Annotated in this window: 16 protein-coding genes; all 16 read left to right on the top strand. The window is 68.8% G+C overall.

Going from position 1 to position 19,466, the window contains the following annotated elements; translation table 11 throughout:
* Positions 1-9 precede the first annotated feature (9 nt).
* The 16 genes from PKE84_RS06250 to dnaE all read left to right on the top strand — a co-directional run bounded on the left by PKE84_RS06250 (position 10) and on the right by dnaE (position 19,447).
* A complete protein-coding gene (locus PKE84_RS06250; RefSeq protein WP_271176366.1) occupies positions 10-1,554 on the top strand; it encodes a Mur ligase family protein in 1,545 nt (514 codons plus the stop codon).
* Positions 1,554-2,966 (top strand): UDP-N-acetylmuramoyl-tripeptide--D-alanyl-D-alanine ligase, encoded by a 1,413-nt coding sequence (locus PKE84_RS06245; RefSeq protein WP_271176494.1) that lies wholly within the window; start codon positions 1,554-1,556, stop codon positions 2,964-2,966. The genes PKE84_RS06250 and PKE84_RS06245 overlap by 1 nt, the downstream gene beginning before the upstream one ends.
* Positions 2,963-4,075 (top strand): phospho-N-acetylmuramoyl-pentapeptide-transferase, encoded by a 1,113-nt coding sequence (gene mraY / locus PKE84_RS06240; RefSeq protein WP_271176365.1) that lies wholly within the window; start codon positions 2,963-2,965, stop codon positions 4,073-4,075. Before PKE84_RS06245 ends, mraY begins: the two co-directional genes overlap by 4 nt.
* A complete protein-coding gene (gene murD, locus PKE84_RS06235) occupies positions 4,072-5,601 on the top strand; it encodes a UDP-N-acetylmuramoyl-L-alanine--D-glutamate ligase (RefSeq protein WP_271176364.1) in 1,530 nt (509 codons plus the stop codon). Before mraY ends, murD begins: the two co-directional genes overlap by 4 nt.
* Positions 5,567-6,829 (top strand): putative lipid II flippase FtsW, encoded by a 1,263-nt coding sequence (ftsW, locus tag PKE84_RS06230; RefSeq protein WP_271176363.1) that lies wholly within the window; start codon positions 5,567-5,569, stop codon positions 6,827-6,829. The genes murD and ftsW overlap by 35 nt, the downstream gene beginning before the upstream one ends.
* Complete coding sequence (locus tag PKE84_RS06225) at positions 6,826-7,893, top strand: UDP-N-acetylglucosamine--N-acetylmuramyl-(pentapeptide) pyrophosphoryl-undecaprenol N-acetylglucosamine transferase (RefSeq protein ID WP_271176362.1); 1,068 nt, start codon at positions 6,826-6,828, stop codon at positions 7,891-7,893. Before ftsW ends, PKE84_RS06225 begins: the two co-directional genes overlap by 4 nt.
* A 55-nt stretch (positions 7,894-7,948) precedes the next feature.
* Positions 7,949-9,358 carry a UDP-N-acetylmuramate--L-alanine ligase gene (gene murC / locus PKE84_RS06220; RefSeq protein ID WP_271176361.1) on the top strand — a complete coding sequence of 470 codons (1,410 nt, stop codon included), beginning with the start codon at positions 7,949-7,951 and terminating at the stop codon, positions 9,356-9,358.
* A gap of 13 nt (positions 9,359-9,371) precedes the next feature.
* Positions 9,372-10,388, top strand: coding sequence for an FtsQ-type POTRA domain-containing protein (locus tag PKE84_RS06215; protein WP_271176360.1), 1,017 nt, complete (start codon positions 9,372-9,374; stop codon positions 10,386-10,388).
* Positions 10,389-10,542: 154 nt separating this feature from the next.
* A complete protein-coding gene (gene ftsZ, locus PKE84_RS06210; protein WP_271176359.1) occupies positions 10,543-11,718 on the top strand; it encodes a cell division protein FtsZ in 1,176 nt (391 codons plus the stop codon).
* On the top strand, positions 11,684-12,385 hold the full coding sequence (locus PKE84_RS06205; protein WP_271176358.1) for a YggS family pyridoxal phosphate-dependent enzyme: 702 nt from the start codon (positions 11,684-11,686) through the stop codon (positions 12,383-12,385). Before ftsZ ends, PKE84_RS06205 begins: the two co-directional genes overlap by 35 nt.
* 64 nt (positions 12,386-12,449) lie before the next feature.
* Complete coding sequence (locus PKE84_RS06200) at positions 12,450-12,962, top strand: cell division protein SepF (protein WP_271176357.1); 513 nt, start codon at positions 12,450-12,452, stop codon at positions 12,960-12,962.
* Positions 12,963-13,031: 69 nt separating this feature from the next.
* Entirely contained in the window at positions 13,032-13,325 is a 294-nt protein-coding gene (locus PKE84_RS06195) for a YggT family protein (RefSeq protein WP_271176356.1), read from the top strand.
* Between the two features lie 152 nt (positions 13,326-13,477).
* A complete protein-coding gene (locus PKE84_RS06190) occupies positions 13,478-14,278 on the top strand; it encodes a DivIVA domain-containing protein (protein ID WP_271176355.1) in 801 nt (266 codons plus the stop codon).
* Positions 14,268-14,954 carry a signal peptidase II gene (gene lspA, locus PKE84_RS06185; protein WP_271176354.1) on the top strand — a complete coding sequence of 229 codons (687 nt, stop codon included), beginning with the start codon at positions 14,268-14,270 and terminating at the stop codon, positions 14,952-14,954. The genes PKE84_RS06190 and lspA overlap by 11 nt, the downstream gene beginning before the upstream one ends.
* A gap of 2 nt (positions 14,955-14,956) precedes the next feature.
* Positions 14,957-15,877 (top strand): RluA family pseudouridine synthase, encoded by a 921-nt coding sequence (locus tag PKE84_RS06180; protein ID WP_271176353.1) that lies wholly within the window; start codon positions 14,957-14,959, stop codon positions 15,875-15,877.
* A gap of 99 nt (positions 15,878-15,976) precedes the next feature.
* Positions 15,977-19,447 (top strand): DNA polymerase III subunit alpha, encoded by a 3,471-nt coding sequence (dnaE, locus tag PKE84_RS06175; RefSeq protein ID WP_373877121.1) that lies wholly within the window; start codon positions 15,977-15,979, stop codon positions 19,445-19,447.
* The last annotated feature ends 19 nt before the right edge of the window (positions 19,448-19,466 follow it).

Below are 19,466 nucleotides of genomic sequence, written 5' to 3'. Positions count from 1 at the left end.
GTGAGCCCCGTGACAGGACCGGCGCCCTCTTCTCTGCGCCCCGAGCATCCCGTCGCCCGACCGCTCGCACAGTTGGTGGCGGAGTTCGGGCTGGACTATCGAGGCGACCTCGACGCCGTGGAGGTGACCGGTGTCGCGCTCGCGACCTCGGCCGTCGAACCCGGCGACCTCTACGTGGGGGTGCCCGGCCGCAACGCGCACGGCGCGAGCTTCGCGACCGCGGCCGCCGAGGCCGGAGCGGTGGCAGTACTCACCGACGAGGAGGGCGCAGAGCTCGCCGCCGCGTCGGGACTCCCGGTGATCGTGACCTCGGACGCCCGCGCGGCCCTCGGCGCGGTCGCCGCCTGGATCTTCCGGACCGACGAGAACTCGGCCACCCTGTTCGGCGTCACAGGCACGAACGGCAAGACCAGCGTCGTCTACCTGCTCAATGCCATCCTCGGGCAGCTCGGCGTGGTCTCCGGCCTCAGCTCGACGGCCGAGCGGCGGATCGGCGAGACCGCCATCACCAGCAAGCTCACCACCCCCGAGGCCAGCGAGCTGCACGCCCTGCTCGCCCGGATGCGCGAGGCCGCCGTGCGGGCCGTCGCCATCGAGGTCTCGGCGCAGGCGCTCAGCCGCCACCGGGTCGACGGCATCGTGTTCGACGTCGTCGGCTTCACCAACCTGAGCCACGACCACCTCGACGACTACGAGTCGATGAGCGACTACTTCGAGGCGAAGCTCGAGCTGTTCCAGCCCGACCGTGCCCGGCGCGGCGTCGTCACCGTCGACTCCGACTGGGGGCGCTCGCTCGTCGAGCAGTCGCGCATCCCGGTCACCACGCTCTCGACCTCGGCCGGCGGCGACGCCGAGTGGACGATGTCGGTGACCGAGGAGACGGTCGACCACACGGCCTTCGTCCTCGAGGGCCCCGACGGCCGGATGCTGCAGACGCAGGTCCCGCTGCTCGGCTCGTACATGGCCGCGAACGCCGCGCTGGCGATCGTCATGCTGGTGGAGTCCGGCTACGATCTCGACGCCATCGGCGCGGCTCTGGAACGCGACGGCGGCATCGACGCCTTCATCCCCGGCCGCGCGGAGCGCATCTCGGGCGACCGCGGTCCCGTCGTGTTCATCGACTACGGCCACAGCCCCGACGCCTTCCTCTCGACCCTCGGCGCGCTGCGCAAGGTCACCGACGGCAAGATCGTGATGGTCTTCGGCGCCGACGGCGACCGGGACACCACCAAGCGCAACGACATGGGCGCCATCGCCGCGCGTGGCTCGGATGCTGTGGTGATCACCGACTTCCACCCGCGCTGGGAGGACCCGGCGGCCATCCGTGCGACGCTGCTCGCCGGCGCCCGCGGGGCCGTGCCCGAGCTCGAGCTCTACGAGGTCGCCGACCCCCGCGCGGCGTTCCGCAAGGCGCTGTCTCTGGCCGACGAGGGCGACATCGTGCTCTACGCCGGTCCCGGCCACGAGGATTACCAAGAAGTTGCCGGTCAGCGCATCCCGTATTCGGCACGCGACGACGCCAAGCTCGCTCTGCGAGAGGCCGGGTGGCTCTGATGATCGCGATGACCCTGGCCGACATCGCCGCGGCCACGCGGGGTCGTCTGGTGCTCGACGGCACCGGCGTCACCCCCGAGACCATCGTCGACGGGCTCTCGACCACGGATTCACGCGAGGTCGTGCCGGGCACGCTCTTCTTCGCCAAGCCGGGTGAGGTCACCGACGGCCACCTGTTCGTGCCCCAGGCCGTGGAGGCCGGCGCCGCCCTCATCGTCGTCGACCATGTGCTGGACGTCGCGGCTCCGCAGTTGCTCGTCGACGACACCGTCGCTGCCTTGGGCGATCTTGCGACCGAGGTGATCGCGCGCGTGCGCGCGGCCGGCACCCTGCGCATCGTCGGCGTGACCGGATCGAACGGCAAGACGACGACCAAGAACCTGCTGCGCGCCATCCTGGAGCAGGTCGGTCCGACCATCGCCGCGCGCGCCTCGTTCAACAATGAGGTCGGCGCCCCTGTGACGATGCTCGAGGTGACCGACGACACCCAGTTCCTCGTCGCCGAGATGGGCGCGAGCGGCATCGGCGAGATCGCGCGCCTTGTGCGCATGGCCCGGCCCGACATCGGTGTGGTGCTCAAGGTGGGCCTCGCCCACGCCGGCGAGTTCGGCGGCATCGAGGCGACGCTTGCAGCGAAGACCGAGATGGTCAGCGACCTGCTCGACACCGACGTGGCCGTGCTCAACCTCGACGATCCCCGGGTCGCCTCGATGGCCGACAAGACGGTCGCCCGGGTGCTCTGGTTCGGCCTCGACGAGCGGGCCGAGGTGCGTGCCACCGACGTGGTCTCGAGCGCGGCGGGCACGAGCTTCACCCTCCACCTCCCGAACGGCGAGAAGCGCGCCGTGCGCTTCCGTGTTCTGGGCGAGCATCACGTCATGAACGCCCTCGCGGCCGCGGCGGCCGCCCACACACTCGACGTCGGCATCGACGACATCGTGGCGGCCCTGCAGACCGTGCAGCGCGCCGAGCGCTGGCGCATGGAGGTGCTGGGCGGAGCCCGTGGCGTCACCGTCATCAACGACGCCTACAACGCCAGCCCCGACTCGATGGCCGCGGCGTTGAAGACGCTCGCGCAGATCGCCGAGCCGGGCGGTCGCACGGTGGCCGTGCTGGGCGAGATGAGCGAGCTCGGCGAGTTCTCGGGGAAGGAGCACGACCGGATCGGCCTGCTCGCCGTCCGTCTCGGCATCGACCAGCTCATCGTGGTGGGCCCCGCCGCCCGCCGGATGCACATCTCGACCATCAACGAGGGGTCGTGGGACGGCGAGTCGCTCTACTTCGACACGCCGGACGACGCCTTCGAACACCTTGAGACCGCCCTGGTCGCGGGGGATACGGTGCTCGTGAAATCTTCGAACTCGGCCGGCCTGCGGTTTCTGGGTGATCGACTGGGAGAATTGTTCTCGTGAGAGCTCTGCTGACGTCCGGTGCACTGTCGATGGCGTTCACGCTGTTCCTCACCCCGGTCTTCATCCGGCTCTTCCGCAGGCTGCAGTGGGGGCAGTTCATCCGCGACGACGGACCCCAGAGCCACCACGCCAAGCGCGGCACCGCCACGATGGGCGGCATCGTCGTCATCCTCGGTACGCTGTTCGGCTACTTCGTGGCGTTGCTGCTGACCGGCGACGAGACCTCGGTCTCTGCGCTGCTCGTCCTCTTCCTCATGGTGGGGCTCGGGATCGTCGGATTCATCGACGACTTCCTCAAGACCCGCCGTGAACGCAGCCTCGGTCTCACCGGCTGGGCCAAGGTCGCCGGCCAGGTGATCGTCGCCACGGTCTGGGCGTTCCTGGCGATCATGTTCCCGAACGGCAACGGCTACACGCCGGCGACGATGAGCGTCTCGCTGATCCGCGATCTGCCGATCGACTTCATGTCGATCACGAAGTTCGGTGCGATCGGCGTCATCGTCGGCTACGGGCTCTACCTGATCTGGATCAACTTCATCGTCGCCGCGACGTCGAACGGCGTGAACGTGACGGACGGCCTCGACGGTCTCGCCTCCGGCGCGTCCATCCTCGCCATCGGCGCCTACATCATCATCGGGTTCTGGCAGTCGATCCAGTCGTGCTCCAACCTCAAGCTCGATCCGGCGAACGTCGAGAAATGCTACGACGTGCGCGATCCGTTCGACCTCGCGATCGTCGCCACGGCGATCGTCGGAGCCGTCGTCGGCTTCCTCTGGTGGAACACGTCGCCCGCGCAGATCTTCCTCGGTGACACCGGTTCGCTGGCCCTCGGCGGGGCGGTCGCCGCCCTGGCGATCCTCAGCCGCACCGAGCTCCTCCTGGTGCTCATCGGCGGACTGTTCGTCATCGAGGCCGGCTCGGTCATCGTGCAGCGCGCGTACTTCAAGCTCACCAGAGGTAAACGTATCTTCCTGATGAGCCCGATCCACCATCACTTCGAACTGAAGGGATGGGCGGAGGTCACCGTGGTCGTGCGGTTCTGGATCATCGGCGGACTGCTCGTCGCCGCCGGCGTCGGCAGCTTCTATCTCGAATGGCTCGCAACGTGACCGAAATCGACGAACGGCTGGCCGGTCTGACCAGCTGGCGGTCGGACTGGCGGGGGCTCCGGGTGGCCGTCTACGGTCTCGGCGTCACCGGATTCTCGGTCGCCGACACCCTCGTCGAGCTCGGCGCCGAGGTGCTCGTCGTCACCGCGAAGGCCGATCCCGAGCGCGCGATGCTCCTCGAGGTGATCGGCGCCGAACTCCTCGAAGAGGCCGACCTCGCCGCTCCGCCGGCACGGCTGACGGCGTTCGATCCCGAGCTCATCGTGGTGTCGCCCGGCTTCCACCACGACCATCCGCTGCTCGATTGGGCGGACCAGCGCGGAACGGCCGTCTGGGGCGACATCGAGCTCGCCTGGCGCCTGCGCGACAAGGTCGGCAGCCCGGCCGACTGGATCGCGGTCACCGGCACCAACGGCAAGACCACCACGGTGCAGCTCACCGCGACCATGCTCGTCGCCGGCGGCTACCGCGCGGCTCCCTGCGGCAACATCGGCATCCCGGTGCTCGACGCCATTCGCGACCCGCAGGGGTTCGATGTGCTCGTCGTCGAACTCTCCAGCTACCAGCTGCACTGGGTCAACCGCAATCGCGGCGGCGAGCTGTCGCCGTATTCGTCGGCCTGCCTGAACATCGCCGACGACCACCTCGACTGGCACGGCTCGGCGGACGCCTACCGCGCGGCGAAGGCCAAGGTCTACGACAACACCCAGGTGGCGTGCGTGTACAACCGCGCCGACCCCGCCACCGAGCAGATGGTCCGCGATGCCGAAGTGATCGAGGGCGCACGCGCCATCAGCTTCGGCCTGGACGTTCCCGGACCGAGCGACTTCGGCATCGTCGACGGCATCCTCTGCGACCGCGCGTTCCTCGACGACCGCTTCACCAGCGCGATCGAGCTCACCACCATCGACGAACTGCGGGACGCCGGTCTCGCCGCGCCGCACGTGGTGGCGAACATCCTGGCAGCAAGTGCGCTGGCACGCTCCTACGGGATCGCCCCGGGGGTCATCCGGGATGTGCTGACGGCGTTCCGCCTGGACGCCCACCGCATCGAACTCGTGCGCATCGAGAGCGGCGTGAGCTGGGTGGACGACTCCAAGGCGACGAACCCGCACGCGGCGGATGCCTCCCTGCGGGCGTACGAGTCGGTCGTCTGGGTCGCGGGCGGCCTGCTCAAGGGTGTCGACATCGACGATCTGGTGAAGCGCCACGCCGCCCGGCTGCGTGCCGCCGTGATCATCGGAGTCGACCGTGAGGCCCTCCGCTCCGCATTCGCACGACACGCGCCCGGCCTGCCCGTGTACGAGGTCGACGCCGACGAAACTGATGAGGTCATGCCGACGGCGGTGAAGTTGGCCGGCGGGGTCGCACAGTCCGGAGACACCGTTCTCCTGGCGCCGGCTGCGGCCTCGATGGACCAGTTCGCCGACTACGCAGAGCGCGGTCGCCGTTTCCAGGCGGCCGTCAACGAGTTCTTTGGAGGTGAGGCGGATGAGCACTCCGCCTCGCACCCAGGAGGAGAGTAGGACCTCCTCCCGCATCGGAGCCCTCACGGCCAGGATCTCCCTGGGCCGGGCGATGCAGGCCGAGTCCGCCAACTACTTCCTGCTGCTCGGCATCACGCTGTTCATGGTGGTGTTCGGGCTGGTGATGGTGCTCTCGTCGTCATCGGTGGAGTCGCACAACGACACCGACAACTTCTTCTCACGCTTCTGGTCGCAGGGGGCGTACACGCTCATCGGCTTGCCGCTGATGTTCCTGGTCTCCCGGCTGCCGAGCCGGTTCTGGAAGAAGTCCATCTGGATCCTTCTCGGCGCCGCGTGCTTCCTGCAGCTCCTCGTGCTGGTCACCCCGCTCGGCGTGGAGATCGGCGGCAACCGCAACTGGCTCCGGATCGGCTCCCAGACACTGCAGCCGTCGGAGGCCATCAAGGTGGCGCTCGTCGTCTGGCTCGGCGTGGTGCTGGCCCGCAAGAAGGACCTGCTCGGGCAGTGGAAGCACGTCGTCGTGCCGGTCGTGCCGATCGGCGGCGGCGCGATCCTGCTCGTGATCCTCGGCGGTGACCTCGGAACGACGGTCATCATGGCCGCGATCGTGCTGGGCGCGCTGTTCTTCGCCGGGGTCAAGCTGCGCCATCTCGCCTTCGGAACGGTGGCGGTCGCGATCGTCGCGGTGCTCGTCGCCGTGTCGAGCAAGAGCCGGCTCGGCCGGATCGCCGCGCTCTTCGGTGGTGCGAGCACCGCCAACCCCGACGTCAACTGGCAGATCGACAACGGCTTCTACGCGCTCGCGTCCGGCGGCGTCTTCGGTGTCGGGCTGGGCAATTCGCACTCGAAGTGGTCGTGGCTCCCGGCGGCCGACACCGACTTCATCTTCGCCATCATCGGCGAGGAGCTCGGCCTCATCGGCGCGATCGTGGTGCTGATCCTGTTCGTGCTCCTCACCGTCGTGTTCCTGCGCATCATCCACGCGTCGAACGACCCGTTCGCACGCGTCACGACGGCGGCGATCATGGTGTGGCTGATCGGCCAGGCGTTCGTGAACATCGCGGTGGTGCTCGGCGTCATACCGGTGCTCGGAGTTCCGCTCCCACTGATCTCTGCAGGAGGAACTGCGATGATCAGTTCCATGATCGCAATCGGCATCGTCCTGTCCTTCGCCCGTGAGACCGGGAAGGCGGCCCGTCGGCAGGACGGCCGGCCCGCCGCCGACCGGCGCCAGGGCGCCCGCTCCTCGATCGGCGCCGACGCGTGACGCGGTACCTCCTCGCCGGCGGTGGAACCGCCGGCCATGTGAACCCGTTGCTCGCCGTCGCCGACCGGCTGCGCCGTGACGACCCCGCCGCGGAGATCCTGGTGCTCGGCACCGCTGAGGGGCTCGAGGCGCGGCTGGTCCCGGAGCGCGGCTACGAACTGGCGACCATCCCGAAGCTGCCGTTCCCGCGGCGCCCGAACGCAGCGGCCCTGCGGTTCCCCGCGGAGTACCGGCGCACCATCGGCACGGTGCGCTCTCTCATCGAGCAGCGCGCCATCGACGCCGTGGTTGGCTTCGGCGGCTACGCGGCCGCCCCGGCCTACTCCGCCGCGCGCAAGGCGGGCATCCCGCTGGTGCTGCACGAGGCGAACGCCAAGCCGGGCCTCGCGAATCGTCTCGGCGCCCGGTACACGCCGTTCGTCGGCGTCGCCTTCGAGGGCACCGCGCTTCCCCATGCGACCTTCGTCGGGATGCCGCTCCGGGTCGAGGTCGAGGAGCTCGACCGCGCGGCGACCCGTCCGGAGGCAGCCGCCTTCTTCGGGCTCGACGCCGGCCGCCCCACCATCCTCGTGACCGGAGGGTCGCTCGGCGCGCGCCGGCTGAACTCCACGATCGCCGACCGCGCCGCGGCGCTCACCGGCGCCGGCTACCAGGTGCTGCACATCCAGGGCGGCCGCGGCGAGCTCACCGACCCCGGCATCGACGGCTACCGCCTCGTCGACTACTGCGACCGGATGGACCTGGCGTTCGCCATCACCGACCTGGCCGTCGCCCGTTCCGGCGCGGCCACGGTGAGCGAGTTCGCAGCTCTCGGCATCCCTGCCGTCTACGTCCCCTACCCGGTCGGCAACGGCGAGCAGCGCTTCAACGCCGCCGGTGTCGTCGCCGCCGGCGGGGGAATCCTGGTGGACGACGCAGCGTTCCTCCCCGGGTGGGTCGACACCGAGCTCCTCCCGCTGCTCGCCGACCGCGAGCGCGTCACCCGCATGGGCGAGCGCGCCGCGACCGCCGGTGTGCGCGACGGTTCGGACCGCATGGTGTCGCTCATCCGAAGCTCGCTCTAGAGCGCGTACCGTCATACTTGATGGTGCCCTTCACCCGCAAAGGAAAGCAGTACTCGTGATCAAGCCCGACCTCACCATGACCCTCCCCGACGACCTCGGCGCCCTGCACTTCGTGGGCATCGGAGGCTCGGGGATGAGCGGGATCGCGCGCCTGTTCCTCGAGGCGGGGTACACGGTGACCGGTTCCGACGTGCGCGAGTCGTCGAATGTGCTCGCACTCCGGGACCTGGGCGCCACCATCGCGATCGGGCACGACGCCGCCAACGTCGGCGACGCCGACACGCTCGTCGTCACGGGCGCTCTCTGGCAGGACAACCCCGAGTACCAGCTGGCCCTGCAGAAGGGTCTGCCCGTGCTGCACCGCTCGCAGGCGCTCGCCTGGCTGATCAGCAAGAAGCGCCTCGTCTCCGTCGCAGGCGCGCACGGCAAGACCACCTCGACCGGAATGATCATCACCGGCCTGCTCGGCCTCGGGGAGGACCCGAGCTTCGTCAACGGCGGTGTGATCGAGTCGCTGGGCAAGAGCTCGCAGACCGGCACCGGCGAGCTGTTCGTGGTCGAGGCGGACGAATCGGACGGATCGTTCCTGCTCTACGACACCGCGGTCGCCCTGATCACCAACGTCGACCCCGACCACCTCGACCACTACGGGTCGCTCGAGGCCTTCCAGGACGCCTTCGTGACGTTCGCCCGCGAGGCCGGGGAGTTCGTCGTCGTCTCCTCCGACGATGCCGGCGCCGTGGCCGTCACCGAGAAGCTCCGAGCCCAGGATGCCGGCAAGAAGGTCATCACGTTCGGCGAGGCCGAGGACGCCGACGTGCGCGTGCACTCGATCGTCACCGACGGCCCCGTCGCGTTCTCCGTGCGCCACGCGGGCGCCGACTACTCCGCGCAGCTGCGCATCCCGGGGCGCCACAACGCCATCAACGCCGCGGGCGCGTTCGCGGTACTCACCGGGCTCGGCTTCGAACCCGCGGCCTCGCTCGCGGCGATCGCGCAGTTCGGCGGCACCGAGCGCCGGTTCGAGCTGCACGGCACCGTCGGCGGCGTGAGCGTCTACGACGACTACGCGCACCACCCGACGGAGGTCGCGGCTGCGCTGTCGGCCGCCCGCACCGTCGTCGGCTCCGGTCGCATCATCGCGGTGCACCAGCCGCACCTCTACAGCCGCACGCGCCTGTTCGCCCAGGAGTTCGCCGACACGCTCGAGACCTACGCCGACGAGACAGTCGTGCTCGACGTGTACGGCGCGCGCGAAGATCCGGAACCCGGTGTGACCGGCGCTCTGGTGGCCGACCGGTTCGAGCACCCAGAGCACGTCGCCTTCATCGCCGACTGGCAGGCGGCGGCCGATCACACCGCCGAGATCGCGCGCGACGGCGACTTCGTGATCACGCTCGGCTGCGGCGATGTGTATCGCATCGTCCCGCAGCTCCTCGAGTCGCTCCAGCGCGCCCGCGGCTAGCGGAACCGTCGGTATGAAGCGTCCCCAGGGGTTCGACCGGCCGCCGGAGCCGCAGGCTCCTCCGTCGGCGCCGCAGTCGGAGGCCGAGCCGGCGACGGACCCGATCCCGGTGCAGCGGCTGCTGCCGGAGCGGTCGATGCCGGTGGACGGTCAACAGGAGAGGGCTCAGGACGGTGCCCGGGACAAGTCCCGGGACAGGGCTCGGGAGAAGGCACGGCAGGAGCCCGCGCGGGAGCCGATCGAACGCATCCCCTCGAACCGCGAGATCAGCCGGTCGCTGCGTGAGGCCCGCAAGGAGCGGGCACGCCTCGAACGCGGCGAGGTGCGGCGCTTCACCAAGCGCTCGCGCCGCCGCCGGATGGTGTGGCTGGCGAGCCTCGGCACGCTCGCCGCGCTGATCATCGGCGTCGGGCTCACTGCCTTCTCTCCGCTCATGGCGCTGAAGACGATCACGGTCACCGGCACCTCCCGCATCGCCGCCGCGACGGTCACCAAGGCGCTCGCCGATCAGATCGGCCGTCCGCTTCCGCTGGTCGACCAGGCCGCCATCCGTGGCGACCTCGCCGCCTTCCCGCTCATCCGCAGCTACAGCGTCGAGAGTCACCCGCCCAACTCGATCGTCGTGCGCATCGTCGAACGGCAGCCGATCGGGGTCGTCGCCGTCGGCCGCTCGTTCGCCCTCGTCGACGCCGCCAAGGTCACCATCGCGACGAGTGCGGGGCGCCCGGGCGGCTACCCGCTGATCACCGCGACGGGGGAGCCGGCCGAGTCGGACGCCAAATCCGGATTCGCCGCGGCCTCCGACGTGCTCGCATCGCTCCCCGCCGCCCTGCTCGCGCGCGTCGACACGGTGTCGGCCACGACCGCAGATGACGTGAGCTTCACACTGCGCTCGAGTGGTGCGAAGGTTGTGTGGGGGAGCGCAGACGACTCCGACCTGAAGGCCGCCGCCCTCACCGCTCTCCTCAAGAGCGCCGGCGGCGCGCGCCTGTACAACGTGTCGTCGCCGCACAGCGTGACGACGGGGTGAGGCCCGAAGGGGTCGCTGATGGCGATCTTTTCCGACACGCCTGGCGCGCTACGGGGCCGCGGGCCATGCGCACCTAACGTCGAATCAGGAATTGCATACTGAGCATAACTTTAAGCCTCGACTTGAGGTTGAAGGTTCCCAGCGGAGGCCGGACGTGACATCAAACCAGAACTACCTCGCCGTGATCAAGGTCGTCGGCATCGGCGGTGGCGGCGTCAATGCCGTCAACCGGATGATCGAACTCGGCCTTCGCGGCGTCGAGTTCATCGCCATCAACACCGACGCCCAGGCGCTCCTCATGAGCGACGCCGACGTCAAGCTCGATGTCGGTCGTGAGATCACCCGCGGCCTCGGCGCCGGAGCGGACCCCGAGGTCGGCCGCCGTGCTGCAGAGGACCACGCGGAGGAGATCGAGGAGGCCCTCGCGGGCGCCGACATGGTCTTCGTCACCGCCGGTGAAGGCGGTGGAACCGGCACGGGCGGCGCGCCTGTCGTGGCTCGCATCGCCAAGTCGATCGGCGCGCTGACCATCGGTGTCGTCACCAAGCCGTTCGGATTCGAGGGCAAGCGCCGCTCGGAGCAGGCGGAGGCGGGTGTGCAGCGCCTGAAGGAAGAGGTCGACACCCTCATCGTCGTGCCCAACGACCGCCTGCTCGAGATCAGCGACCGCGGCATCAGCATGCTCGAGGCGTTCTCGACCGCCGACCAGGTGCTCCTCGCCGGTGTGCAGGGCATCACCGACCTCATCACCACGCCGGGCCTCATCAACCTCGACTTCGCCGACGTCAAGTCGGTCATGCAGGGCGCGGGAAGCGCGCTGATGGGCATCGGCTCCTCCCGGGGGGCGGACCGCGCGATCAAGGCGGCCGAGCTCGCGGTGGCATCTCCGCTGCTCGAGGCGAGCATCGACGGCGCGCACGGCGTGCTCCTGTCGATCCAGGGCGGTTCGAACCTCGGCATCTTCGAGATCAACGACGCCGCGCGACTGGTGCAGGAGGCTGTGCACCCGGAGGCGAACATCATCTTCGGTGCCGTGATCGACGACACGCTCGGCGACGAGGTGCGGGTGACGGTCATCGCCGCCGGCTTCGACGGTGGCGAGCCGAACAGTGCCCAGGCCGTCGACAACCGGCGTGCGAGCTTCGTCGAGGCGGGCGCCGACGATGGCGCGGCTCTCGCGAGCACGGCCGCCCTCGACGCCGAGGACATCCCGGCTCCGTCGACCGACACCTGGGCGGCGGCCGAGAGCCCCGTCACGGAGACCGCACCCAAGGACCCGGCGTTCGACGACGAGAATGACGACCTCGACATCCCCGACTTCCTCAAGTAGCCCGCTCGCCGAGCGTCTCCAGCTCGTCCGGGCCGGCATCGCCGATGCCGCCCGGACGGCGGGACGCTCGCCGGACGAGCTCACCACCATCGTGGTGACGAAGTTCCACCCTGCGGCGCTGGTGCGCGAGCTCGCGGAGCTCGGCGTCACCGATGTGGGGGAGAACCGCCACCAGGAGGCGCAGGCCAAGGCGGCGGACCTCGCCGACCTGCCGCTGCGGTGGCACTTCGTCGGTCAGCTGCAGAGCAAGAAGGCGCGCCAGGTGCGCGCCTACGCGGATGTGATCCACTCAATCGACAGGGCATCGCTCGTCGATGCGCTCCGCTCGGACGAACGCGACATCGACTGCTTCGTGCAGCTCAACCTGACGGACGATCCGGCTCGCGGCGGGGTCGCCGATCGCGATCTCGAACCACTCGTCGACCGCGTGCTCGAAACCCCGGGCCTGCGACTGCTCGGAGTCATGGCCGTCGCGCCGCTCGGCGAAGAGCCGCAGCGGGCGTTCGCCCGTGTGCGTGCCGCGAGCGAACGTGTCCGGGCACTCTCTCCCGACGCCGATCGGATCTCAGCAGGGATGAGTCAGGATTACCCGGCCGCCATCGCCGAAGGAGCGACACACCTTCGCATTGGCACCGCCATTACCGGGAATCGGCCGGTCGCCGGTTAATCTCGAAGAGAAGGTTCGTAGTGCGTGCGAAAGCGTCGGCGCACAGGTCTACACGGAGGATCGAATGTCCAACCCGCTGAAGAAGACGATGGTCTACCTCGGCCTCGCCGACGAAGAACTCGAGTACGACGAGCAGCCCCAGGAGCAGCCGCAGCAGCGTCAGCCGCAGCAGCAGCACCAGGCTCCCGTCGCCCCGGTTCCTCACCCCACCCCGGTCGCACCCGTGACCGGCCGCGCCCCGGTGACCCCGCTGCGCAAGTCATCCACCGCACGGAATGTTTCGGTCCAGGAAATGAACGAGATTCTCACGGTCCACCCTCGCCAGTACCGCGACGCCCAGGCGATCGCCGAGTCGTTCCGTGAGGGAATCCCCGTCATCATCAACCTCTCGCAGATGAGCGAAGGCGACGCCCGTCGCCTGATCGACTTCGCCAGCGGGCTCTCGCAGGGTCTCTACGGCAAGATCGAGCGCGTCACGCCCAAGGTCTTCCTGCTCTCCCCGTCGCATGTGGTCGTCTCAGGCGAGCACGGCGGGCAGGACGCCGAGGTCGACGCGTCGTTCTTCGCGCAGGCCTGACGCCGCCAGCTACCGGATCGCGCACCGCCCCTGTCCGGGGACGGTGCGCTTTCACGCATACTTAACCTCGTGTTCGTCGTCTCCCTCGTCGCCAGCATCCTCTACTACGTGCTGCTCATCTACTTCTTCGTGCTCTGGGCACGGTTCATCCTCGATCTGGTGCGCACGTTCAGCCGGCAGTGGCGCCCGCGCGGGGTCGGCCTGGTCCTCGCGGAGAGCGCGTACGTGGTGACCGACCCGCCGATCAAGTTCTTCCGCCGGCTCATCCCTCCGCTGTCGATGGGCCCGATCGCCATCGACTTCGGCTGGAGCCTCACCATGCTCCTGGTGATCATCCTTCTGTACGTCACGGCCGCGTTGTAGCCGAGAGTCGCGCGCATTCGCAGACGCGCTCGGGATGTATGGTTGACGAGCCGACGCACGTGAGTGCGGCAGCGTGCGCTTCCCCCGCGCACTTTGCTAGCGTTGGCTGAACGCACTCTTTGTTCGTATCTCAAGATCTAAGGTGGCTTGCCATGGCGCTGACTCCGGAAGATGTAGTCAACAAGCGGTTCCAACCGACGAAGTTCCGTGAGGGCTACGACCAGGACGAGGTCGACGACTTCCTCGACGAGGTCGTCGTCGAACTGCGTCGACTCAACCAGGAGAACGAGGAGCTCAAGCAGCGCCTCGTCGCGAGCGAGTCCCGCATCGCCGAGCTGCAGCGCAGCGGAGGCCAGGCCCCCGCGGCCGCCGCCGCCCCCGACAACTCCGCCGAGCTCGAGGCCCTGCGCGCCGAGAACGAGGAGCTCAAGCAGCGCCTCGCCGCGGCTCCGGCAGCAGCTGCAGCTCCGGCAGCAGCCGCGTACGCGGCGCCGGTCGACACGAGCGCCGTCGACCCGAACAGCACGAACAACCTCCTCCAGCTGGCGCGCCGCCTGCACGAGGAGCACGTGCGCGAAGGTGTCGAGAAGCGCGACGCGCTGATCGCGGAAGGCCACGCCACCGCCGCCCGCATCGTCGCCGAGGCCGAGTCGAAGCAGCGCGCGCAGATCAGCTCGCTCGACCAGGAGCGCGCGCTCCTCGAGCACCGCATCGACGAGCTGCGCAGCTTCGAGCGGGACTACCGCCAGAAGCTCAAGAGCTACATCGAGGGCCAGCTCCGCGACCTGGACAGCTCGTCGGCAGCCGGCACCGGGAGCTACGCTGCCCCGGCCGCGTCGTCGACCGACACCGGCTCGCAGAACGCACCCGTTCCCGCCCCGGTCTCCGCCTCGGGCGGCGACTCCGCGTCGGGCCAGGAGCAGCCTCCGACGTTCCAGGGCTTTGGAGGCTAGCCCCTCCAGGGCCAAGGTCAGCGTCCGGGCCCTGGTCGTTCTCGCCATCGTCGCGCTCTGCGTGTACCTGGTCGACCAGATCGCCAAACTCCTGGTGGTGCAGAACCTCTTCGAGGGTCAGCAGGTCCAGGTCCTCGGACAGCTCCTGCAGTTCCACTTCGTCAAGAACCCCGGCGCCGCGTTCTCGATCGGCAGCGGGTCCACCTGGATCTTCTCGATCGTGGGCGTCGGTGTTCTCGGCTTCGTCATCTGGTACGCCCCCCGCATCCGCTCGATGGCCTGGGCCGTGCTCTTCGGCCTCCTCCTCGGCGGCCTGCTGGGCAACCTGACAGACAGGCTCTTCCGGGAGCCGGGCTTCGGGGTCGGCCACGTGGTCGACTTCCTGCAGATCCCACTGCTGCCGGCCATCTTCAACCTCGCCGACGTGGCAATCGTGTCGAGCATGGTGCTCTTCCTGATCCTCACCATCCGCGGCATCGGGCTCGACGGCAAGCGCACCGACGACGAGGAGGAGGCGGCGTCCGAGGCGATCGCCGCTGAGGCCGGCGGAGACGACGTCGTCGCAGACGGCTCGCAGCAGGCGCCCATCCCCGCATCGGAGGACACCGGCTCGGCCGCCGGGCCGGCCGTGCCCGAGACCATCGAGCCGGCGCCGCGCGAGAAGCCGACCGACTAGGGATGGAGTCCCGCAGCTTTCCGATTCCGGACGGCCTCGAGGGCGTCCGGGTCGACGCCGGTCTGGCCAAACTCCTCGGTTTCTCGCGCAGCTTCGCCGCAGAGATCGTCGAGGCCGGTGGGGTCACGGTGGACGGCCGCGAGGCCGGCAAGTCCGACCGGCTGCAGGCCGGCGGCTGGCTCGAGGTGAGCTGGCAGCCCAAGGCCGAGGTGCAGATCGTCCCGATCGCCGTGCCCGACCTCACGATCGTCCACGATGACGACGACATCGTCGTCATCGACAAGCCGGTCGGGGTCGCCGCGCATCCGGCCGTGAGCTGGGAGGGCCCGACCGTGCTCGGCGCCCTGTCGGCCGCCGGCTTCCGCATCTCGACCTCCGGAGCCGCCGAACGTGCCGGCATCGTGCACCGCCTCGACGCCGGGACGAGCGGCCTGATGGTGGTCGCCAAGTCCGAACGCGCCTACACCGCGCTCAAGCGCGCCTTCCACGACCGCACGGTCGAGAAGATCTACCACGCCGTCGTTCAGGGCCATCCCGATCCGCTCGTCGGGACGATCGACGCCCCCATCGGCCGCCATCCGCGCTCCGACTGGAAGTTCGCCGTCGTGGCCGGCGGCAAGCCATCGGTGACCCACTACGAGACGATCGAGGCGTTCCCGTCGGCGAGCCTGCTGGAGATCCACCTCGAGACCGGTCGCACGCACCAGATCCGGGTGCACATGGCAGCCCAGCGCCACCCGTGCGTCGGCGACTCGATGTACGGCGCCGACCCGACGCTCTCCGCCCGGCTCGGCCTCGAGCGGCAGTGGCTGCACGCCGTGCAGCTCGCCTTCGAGCATCCGGGCACCGGCGAATGGGTGACCTTCACGACCGGGTATCCGGCCGACCTGCAACACGCATTGGATGTGCTCCGAGCGTCGTAGGCCCGACGTAGTCTTTAACCCTCACCACGGCCCCACAGGAGAAGTAGCTTGTCCTCTAGCGACTCGTTCGTCCACCTCCACGTCCACAGCGAGTACTCGATGCTGGACGGCGCAGCGCGCATCAAGCCGCTCGTCGAGGCGGCCGTCGAGCAGGGCATGCCGGCGGTCGCTGTCACCGACCACGGCAACATGTTCGGCGCCTTCGACTTCTGGCGCACCGCCACCGACGCGGGCATCAAGCCGATCATCGGCACCGAGGCCTACCTCACGCCGCGCACGCACCGCACGGACCGCACGCGGGTGCGCTGGGGCGACGGCGGGGGAGACGATGTCTCCGGTTCGGGCGCGTACACGCACATGACGATGTTCGCGGCGAGCACGGAGGGCATGCACAACCTGTTCCGCATGTCGTCGAAGGCCTCGACTGAGGGCTACTACTTCAAGCCCCGCATGGACCGCGAACTGCTGAACACATACTCGTCGGGCATCATCGCGACCACCGGATGCCCGTCCGGCGAGGTGCAGACGCGACTGCGACTCGGCCAGTACGACGAGGCCAAGAAGGCCGCCGCCGAGTTCCGCGACATCTTCGGCAAAGAGAACTTCTTCGCCGAGATCATGGACCACGGCCTCGGTATCGAGCGCCGCATCATGGGCGACCTCCTCCGGCTGGCGAAGGAGCTCGATCTCCCGCTCGTCGCCACCAACGACCTCCACTACACGCACGCCGCCGACGCCAAGAGCCATGCCGCGCTGCTCTGCGTGCAGTCCGGGTCGACGCTCGACGATCCCAACAGGTTCAAGTTCGACGCCGACGAGTTCTACCTCAAGTCGGCGGCCGAGATGCGCCAGCTGTTCCGCGATCATCCGGAGGCCTGCGACAACACGCTCGCCATCGCCGAGCGGTGCGACGTGCAGTTCAACACGCAGGCCAACTACATGCCGCGCTTCCCGGTGCCCGAGGGGGAGAACGAGCAGACCTGGTTCGTCAAGGAGGTCGAGAAGGGGCTGCACGAGCGCTACCCCGGCGGCATCACCGACGAGGTGCGCAAGCAGGCCGACTACGAGATCGGCGTGATCTCGCAGATGGGCTTCCCCGGGTACTTCCTCGTCGTCGCCGACTTCATCAACTGGTCGAAGCGCAACGGCATCAGGGTCGGTCCCGGCCGCGGGTCGGGTGCGGGGTCGATGGCGGCCTACGCGATGCGCATCACCGACCTCGACCCGCTGCGCCACGGCCTCATCTTCGAGCGATTCCTCAACCCCGACCGCGTCTCGATGCCCGACTTCGACGTCGACTTCGACGACCGCCGCCGTGGTGAGGTCATCAAGTACGTCACGGAGAAGTACGGCGAGGAGCGCGTGGCGCAGATCGTCACGTACGGCACCATCAAGGCGAAGCAGGCGCTCAAGGACTCCTCGCGCGTGCTCGGTTTCCCGTTCGGCATGGGCGACAAGCTCACGAAGGCGATGCCGCCGCCCGTGATGGGCAAGGACATCCCGCTCACCGGCATCTTCGACAAGGCGCACCCGCGCTACAAAGAGGCCGTCGACATCCGGGCCGTCGTCGAGAGCGACCCGGAGGCCAAGACCGTCTTCGACACGGCGCTCGGTCTCGAGAACCTCAAGCGCCAGTGGGGTGTGCACGCGGCCGGCGTGATCATGTCGTCGGATCCGCTGATCGACATCATCCCGATCATGAAGCGCGAGCAGGACGGCCAGATCGTCACGCAGTTCGACTACCCCGCGTGCGAGTCGCTCGGCCTGATCAAGATGGACTTCCTGGGGCTCCGCAACCTCACGATCATCAACGACGCCCTCGACAACATCGAGGCCAACCGCGGCGAGAAGCTCGTGCTCGAAGACCTCGAGCTGGACGACCGCGGGGCGTACGACCTGCTCTCGCGGGGCGACACGCTGGGCGTGTTCCAGCTCGACGGCGGCCCGATGCGTTCGCTGCTGCGTCTGATGAAGCCGGACAACTTCGAGGACATCTCGGCCCTCATCGCGCTGTACCGCCCCGGCCCCATGGGCGCCAACTCGCACACCAACTACGCGCTGCGCAAGAACGGGCTCCAGGAGATCACGCCGATCCACCCCGAGCTCGCCGAGCCGCTCGCCGAGATCCTCTCCACCAGCTACGGCCTGATCATCTATCAGGAGCAGGTGATGGCGATCGCGCAGAAGGTGGCCGGCTTCTCGCTCGGCCAGGCAGACATCCTGCGTCGCGCGATGGGCAAGAAGAAGAAGTCGGAGCTGGACAAGCAGTTCGAGGGCTTCGCCGGCGGTATGCAGGCGAACGGGTTCTCGATGGAGGCCGTCAACAAGCTCTGGGAGATCCTCCTCCCGTTCTCGGACTACGCCTTCAACAAAGCCCACTCGGCGGCGTACGGAGTCATCTCCTACTGGACCGCCTACCTCAAGGCGCACTATCCCGCCGAGTACATGGCCGCCCTCCTCACTAGTGTCGGCGACTCCAAAGACAAGATGGCGCTCTATCTCAACGAGTGCCGCCGCATGGGCATCAAGGTGCTGCCGCCCGACGTGAACGAGTCGATCGGCTTCTTCGCCGCCGTCGGCACCGACATCCGCTTCGGCCTGGGAGCCGTGCGCAACGTCGGGAGCAACGTCGTCGACGGCATCCGGGCGGCCCGCGAGAGCAAGGGGCGCTTCGAGTCGTTCCACGACTACCTCACGAAGGTGCCGATCCACGCCGCGAACAAGCGCACGGTCGAGTCGATGATCAAGGCCGGCGCTTTCGACTCGCTCGGCGCCACGCGCCGCTCGCTGGTCGAGGTGCACGAGGACGCGGTGGAGTCGGCCGTCAAGATCAAGCGCAACGAGGCGAACGGCGATGTCGGCTTCGACTTCGACAGCCTCTGGGGCGACGACGAGCCCAACGCCTCCCAGCATCACGTACCCGAGCGTCCCGAGTGGGCGAAGCGCGACAAGCTCGCGTTCGAGCGGGAGATGCTCGGCCTCTACGTCTCCGATCATCCGCTGGCCGGTCTGGAGCTCCAGCTGGCCAAACTCGCGAGCACGTCGATCGCCGATCTCGTCGTGTCGGAGAGCATCCAGGACGGCGAGACCGTGACGATCGCGGGCCTCGTGACGAGCGTGCAGCACCGGGTCGCCAAGGCGTCCGGCAACCAGTACGGCATGATCACGGTCGAGGACTTCGGCGGCGAGATCACTGTGATGTTCATGGGCAAGGCGTACCAGGAGTTCTCGTCGATGCTCCAGGGCGACGCCATCGTCGTCGTGCGCGGCCGCGTGAGCATGCGCGACGACGGGATGAACATCCATGCGTTCAGCCTCATGGCGCCCGATCTCGGGCAGAGCTTCGGAACCGGCCCGCTCGTGATCACGATGCCCGATCAGCGCGCGACCACCGACACGGTGACCGCGCTGAGCGAGGTGCTGGCGCGGCACACCGGCGAGAACGAGGTGCGCCTGCGGTTGGTGAAGGGCCAGGTCGCCCGTGTGTTCGAGGTGCCGAAGCCGGTCACGGTTAGCGCGGACCTGTTCGGCGAGCTCAAGGGCCTTCTCGGCCCGAACTGCCTGGCGTAGGCCGGCGGCCGCGGGGGCC

It is taken from the genome of Leifsonia poae (genome assembly GCF_027921845.1).
GTDB lineage: Bacteria > Actinomycetota > Actinomycetes > Actinomycetales > Microbacteriaceae > Leifsonia > Leifsonia poae.
This window is presented reverse-complemented; position numbering and strand designations above follow the sequence as displayed.